The 239-nt window shown below is 32.2% G+C and carries 1 pseudogene; it reads left to right on the top strand.

The annotated features are described in order from the left end of the window. Positions 1-239: pseudogene (locus tag HMPREF2953_RS11310) on the top strand (IS3 family transposase); the annotation flags it as partial.

Below are 239 nucleotides of genomic sequence, written 5' to 3' on the forward strand. Positions count from 1 at the left end.
TTAATCAATGTTATACATCACCAATTAATCATAAGAGCGTACAGAGAATGATGCAGAAACATCATTTGAACTGCCGAGTTAGACCTAAAAAGACGATAAGGATAGGTAAACCGTATTATAAAACAGACAATGTATTACCAAGACAATTTAAAGCAAGTTGTCCCATGGAAGTATTAACAACCGATATGACTTATTTACCATTTGATCATTCTATGTTGTATTTATCTTCGATAATGGAC

The sequence above is a fragment of the Staphylococcus sp. HMSC072E01 genome (assembly GCF_001814125.1).
GTDB classification, from domain to species: Bacteria; Bacillota; Bacilli; order Staphylococcales; family Staphylococcaceae; genus Staphylococcus; species Staphylococcus hominis.